Raw genomic sequence first — 5,780 nt, forward strand, 5'->3', positions numbered from 1 at the left:
TCAAACTGGAAGACATTGTTGTTTTTGGTAAAAGCCATGGTTTTAATGATAGTCTCAAAGTGGTAAAAGAGGATAATTCATTTACGGGAATCACAAATCTCAGTAAATTTGATTATGAACCTTTTCTTCGCACATATTCCCTAAAAAAGGCAGAGATTTCATCTCGTACAGATGATAAAGCCACGCTGCATCTGATGGCTGGTTCTAAATCAATGATAAAATCTCACCTGGCAATAAACTCACAAAAATATAAGCTCTTGAAATTATCTGCTGATTATGATCAGGATACATATCAAACTGACTGGCAAAATTCCAACCTTTCCATTTATTGGTTGCCGCAGATCAAAGACCACAAAGCAATTTTATCATATTATCAAAATAATTATCAACTTGAGGATGGAGATACAAAATTATCAGGCGGAAAAATAATTTCTCCTGACTTGCAGATTGATCTCTCATCATATGGCATTTACGATATATCAGGCAAATTTTCCTATACCCACTCTCATCAGGAAGATGACTGGAATGACACTGTCACTCAAGATGATTACAATGCAGAGCTTGATCTGAACTGGCATAAGAATGACCTTAAGGCAACTGTATCTATGGATTACCTGATTGATTCTTACCAGGTGCAATCCTGGCTCCAGAAAGAAAACTGGATTCTTGAACAGGCAGGATTATGGCTGGGTGTTGACCCTGATATAATATCGGTTTCGTTTAAATATAGTCATAATATCATTCTGGGAAAGAATTTAAGTTTGCTGCTTTCTAATGAACCCTACCTGAGCAAGTTTGACCGTAAATCCTTTCTGGAAACTAATAACTACCTTGATCTTTCTTCGGAATTTCTGCAGGAACATGTTCCTGTTAATCACACAATCTGCTGGCAATATGAAAGGAATTTTACGGCTGCAATCAGCTTGAACTCAAAGTATATAGTGAACCAGATGAATTATGTGATGCCTGATGGATGGAATGATGTGTATTATGAGCCGGAATATCTGGATAATTGGGAAAATGTAATTTCTGCCAGATTAAGCTGGAAATGGCATGATGTCTCTTTTGATCATCAGGCAGAATACACAATTTATGAAAATAAAATCAATTTTGCTCCTGAATTTGCTTTTGATAACAACCTGAAATATGTATATCAAAAACTTTCAGCAGAACTGGAATTGAATTATAATACTGGTCACAGTGATCAGGATGATAAATATCTGGAAGATGTTTTGCTCATTAATTTTGGGCTTGAATACCAGATATTAAATAATCTGCTGCTTGCAGCAAAAGTAGAAAATATCGCAAATATTGATTACCAGGAATATGACCTGTCGCCAAAGAAAGCTGCAGTAGTATTGGGAGGGTTTGAACTAAGTTTTTAGTGCTTTAGGATTGGGAGATTAAATAAAGCACATTATTATTGAGAGGGTGAACTATGCGGAAGAAAGTAAAAAAACATGATAATGTAACTACTATTATGCTGGTGGAAGACGAAGAAATAAATTTAAGGCTCATGGAAGGGATGCTGGGACATCTGGGTCATAAAGTGATCCCTGCCCGTAATGGCAGAGAAGCTATTAAAAAATTCAATAAATTCCATCCTGATATTGTGCTCCTGGATATCCTGATGCCCAGAGTTTCCGGTATTGAAGTGCTCAAAGAGATCAGAGCAAAAGATACTGGCACTATCGTAATTATGGTCACAGCTTCTAATAAAGAAGAACATGCCATTGAATCACTCCGGCTCGGGGCTAATAACTACTTAAAAAAGCCCGTTCATTACGATGATTTGGTTCCCCTTATTCATAAATATAATTCCACTATACAAAAAAAATCCCTGGAAAAACTGGTTCTTAGTAAAATGATCAGCCGGAAATTTACCATGGAAATAGAGAATGACCTCCAGATCATCCCTAAGATCGCCCAGTATCTGGCAAATGAAACCAGTACAATATTTGATAAAGATGATATTATTTCTGTAAATATTGCTCTTTTGGAACTGCTCGTGAACGCTTATGAACATGGGAATCTGGGTATTTCCTATGAAGATAAATCAAAAGCTATTGCCGAAAAAAGATTAGACCGGCTTTATCAGGAAAGAACAAATAATCCCGCATATAAAAACCGCAAAATAAAAATTGAATTTACTCTCGAAAAGGATTCCTGCGAATGGTTCATTACTGATCAGGGAGATGGCTTTAGCAGTGTTAAATATACCGAACTCGATGATAATGATCGGGAAAATGAACATGGCAGAGGTATCTTTATCAGTAATTTCCACCTTGATGAACTGGAATACGTAGATAAAGGAAATATTGTCCGAGCTTTAAAGAAAAAGAAATAATTCGCTTTTTTATGATCATAAAAATACCCTGTTAACTAAGTGAACGCAGTTAACAGAGTATATTTTTACTCACATTTCTATATTACATGCAATCACTCAGACCCCCAGTCGGAGCAACGAAATATTTGTGGCATAATCACTACAGATGTAAATCTGAAAGTGGCAAATTTACCACTCCCGGGTATTTCCTATTTCTTCAAATCCGTTCATAAAGCTTATTCGGTAAACATTTCATGTGGAACAAATTATGCTTCAACATATATGTTATATTATTCTTTAACAGGGTATTATTTAATACCAAATAAAGGTATCAATGAAGAATTTTATTGTTGACATGAATAGTGGTATAAGAGATATTTTATAGGTGATTAATTAATTATTACTTAAGAAAATTATCGTAGTTTAATGGGGGGGGGGTAAATGAAAGTTGCTGAGTTTTTTTTCATTCTGTTTATATTACTCATAGTTAGTTGCAGGTTGCATGACTATCCACAGACGCTCGTGGAAGAATCTCAACACAGCAAAAAAGAAGTATCTCGGTTTGAAGTGATCGATTTGAATGACGATGGTGAAGATGAAATACTTACAGTAAAAGAAAAAGATAACGAATTTTCTGAGATTATTTTGCAGGATGGTAATTTTGAGACTTTTTCTCAGTTAAATTACCTGGCAAATATCAATAGATTAAGTTTTTTTGATGTTAATGGTGATAGGGAGAAGGAAATATTTGTCAGTGGAGTCACACCGAATGGTGAGATATTTCTTAATCAAGTACATTATGAGTGGAAGAAAACATTACATAGAAGTGAAAAACCACTTCTCTTAAAAAACAGACAAGATAAATTACCAATAGGCAAGCGTTGTTACAGCAATTTTGGCGTAGAAGGGATGTTAGATATCGATGATGATGGCACTCAGGAAATTATAATCCGCGGAGCAGCCGGATTTGCATGTTACCCGCGGGGTCTTTGGCTGATAGATGCAAAAACAGGAGAAGAGAAATGGCATTATGAGATTGCTGGCAACATCTTATGCGTAAATAATGCTGATCTGGATCAAGATGGTGAAACAGAGTTTATACTCTCTACTGAAGCTAATAAAAATCAAGGTAATATCATTAATCAAACTGATGATCATCATAGCTATTTGATCATCTTAAATAAATATGGTGAAACCCTTTTTAGAGAGGAACTATCTCGGGGATATAGTAAAATATACAGCTTCCTGGAAGATATTGACGTGGATGGAAACGATGAGATAATCGCAGTGAAAACCACCTGGGGCAAGCAACAAGAAAGAAATGGTATCTATATATACAAATGGGTTAATAACAGATTATCCCTGTTGCGAGAAAAACAGTTTGAGATACCATTCTCTAGAAATGGAGGCGTTTACTGTGAAGATTTGGATAATGATGGCAAAAGTGAAGTATTCGTAATAACCGCAGAAAATGAATTATTGGTTTTCAATAATGATCTTGAGGTAGTGGGAAGATTTGATAAAATAGCCATACGTAACCTTATTGGTATTGTTGATTTAGATTGTGACGGCAATAAAGAGATAGTCTGTGTTTCGATTGAAGGTAATTTGATGGTTTTGGATAAAAACCTGCAATGTATAATGAAATATGATGAGAGAGATATTAGTGAAGCCAGTGTGAAGATTTTTGATCCCGGATTTGGAAATAGCAAGCAGATATTGGTTTACCAGGAAAGCAATTTCATCTTTTATGATTATAAACCGGTAGGATTTTCACAAGTATTTTACTTGAAACTATTTATAGTGTTTTTGGCATTTATTTTTGTAATTTTCATTTTGAGACACTATTTTCGTACAAAACATTCTATAAAGATAAGTACAATAATTCTGGATAATCTGCAAGCTGGGGTTATGGTTGTTAATAAAAGTGGTCGAATATTTTTTAGCAATGAACAAATAATCGGGATTTTAGGAACAAAATTACGCAGAAATAGAAAATTAATTGATGTCTGCCTGCCAGTCAGCAACGAATATGAGAAATATTGTGCTTCTGAGAAAACTGAGCAGAAGATAAAACTGGATTATCTGCAGAACAATCGAAATCTGGAAATACATTTCAAAAGTCTTAAGGATAAATCTGGTTGCGTAATGATTGCGATTTCTGACCAGACGGATATCCTGCAATTACAGGAAAAAGCTGATTGGGCAGAAACCGCTCGTGGACTTAGCCATGGCATCAGGAAACATCTAAATAATATCCAGCTTGCTACAGAACAGATAGCTACCAATAAAGATAGCAAAATACAACGTCTATCACCCGTTATAAAGGAAGAGATAAATAATCTGAAATATTTTGTGCAATCTTTTCAAAGGTTTACTGAACTAAAAAAATTGAGTTTACAATTATTGGATGCAAATGAACTGATCAAGCAATATCTGGAAGCAAAACTGACAGAATTCCCTGATAGAATTCGATTTACCAGCGAAATAGAGCATGATCTTCCCTGGTTGAAGATTGATAAGATTCGCTTTGCAGAAGTACTCGATAACCTGCTAAATAATGCTCTGGAAGCAATAGAGGAGGAGGGTAAAATTATTCTGAAAGCATATCGCTGGGAAGAAAACTCAAATGTGGTTAAATTCTGTTTGGAAATCAGTGATACTGGCTGTGGAATTTCACCCGATATTATAAAAAATATTTTTGTACCATATTTTACCACAAAAGCTTCCGGTACTGGGATAGGTTTACCTTTGGTAAAGAAAATGATGAATGAATTTGAAGGGAGAGTGGAAGCGGAAAGCAAATCAGAGGTGGGAACTACTATCAGACTTGTTTTCCCTGCTTACTCAAAGGGGGAAGTATGAAAAAAGTATTGCTGGCAGACGACAGTCATGTATTTGTAAATCTGGCAAAAAATATTCTGGAAGATAACAATTACAAAGTATGCGCAGGAGTTAATAAACAGATTATATATGACCTGCTTGCCAAAGAAGAATTTGATATATTTCTCTTAGATTTGAAATTCCCTCATAGCAGTATAGGCATGGAACTATTAGACTATTGTTTAAAGAATTATGTAGATATGCCGGTAGTAATGATTTCAGGAACTGCTAATATTGATGAAGCTATTGCAGCTATCCGTAAAGGAGCAGTTGATTTTATTGAAAAACCATTTGACCGAAAAAAGTTTTTATGTAAAGTTAAAACTTTTCTGGAACGAGAAGATTTTTTTGATGTGTCATCCGGTCAGATTTTGACCAAAATAGAGAAGAAAGTATTAAAGCTTATTCTTGAAGGAAAGGCTAATAAGGAAACAGCCTATATACTTAAACGGGACATTCGTACAGTTGAACGACATCGCAGCAATATTATGCACAAATTCGGAGTTGATAATATCGTAGGTCTGGTTAAAAAAGCCGCTCTCATAAATCTTGATGAGAGCGAATAAATAAA

General features: G+C 35.1%; 4 protein-coding genes. All 4 read left to right on the plus strand.

Annotation, left to right across the window (positions count from 1 at the left end; all coding sequences use genetic code 11):
• On the plus strand, positions 1–1,385 hold a 1,385-nt coding region (locus tag RAO94_07600), incomplete at its 5' end, for a hypothetical protein (GenBank protein ID MDP8322198.1).
• Between the two features lie 53 nt (positions 1,386–1,438).
• The gene (locus RAO94_07605; GenBank protein MDP8322199.1) at positions 1,439–2,347 is read left to right on the plus strand and encodes a response regulator; all 909 of its coding nucleotides are present in this window, start codon (positions 1,439–1,441) and stop codon (positions 2,345–2,347) included.
• Between the two features lie 420 nt (positions 2,348–2,767).
• Complete coding sequence (locus RAO94_07610) at positions 2,768–5,191, plus strand: ATP-binding protein (GenBank protein MDP8322200.1); 2,424 nt, start codon at positions 2,768–2,770, stop codon at positions 5,189–5,191.
• Positions 5,188–5,775 (plus strand): response regulator, encoded by a 588-nt coding sequence (locus tag RAO94_07615; GenBank protein MDP8322201.1) that lies wholly within the window; start codon positions 5,188–5,190, stop codon positions 5,773–5,775. Before RAO94_07610 ends, RAO94_07615 begins: the two co-directional genes overlap by 4 nt.
• Positions 5,776–5,780: the final 5 nt, after the last annotated feature.

Source organism: Candidatus Stygibacter australis (assembly GCA_030765845.1).
GTDB lineage: Bacteria > Cloacimonadota > Cloacimonadia > Cloacimonadales > TCS61 > Stygibacter > Stygibacter australis.

Excerpts from the sequence above, each read along its gene's own strand:
- RAO94_07605 (MDP8322199.1), top strand. The coding sequence starts at position 1,439 with ATGCGGAAGAAAGTAAAAAAACATGATAATGTAACTACTATTATGCTG.
- RAO94_07610 (MDP8322200.1), top strand. The coding sequence starts at position 2,768 with ATGAAAGTTGCTGAGTTTTTTTTCATTCTGTTTATATTACTCATAGTT.
- RAO94_07615 (MDP8322201.1), top strand. The coding sequence starts at position 5,188 with ATGAAAAAAGTATTGCTGGCAGACGACAGTCATGTATTTGTAAATCTG.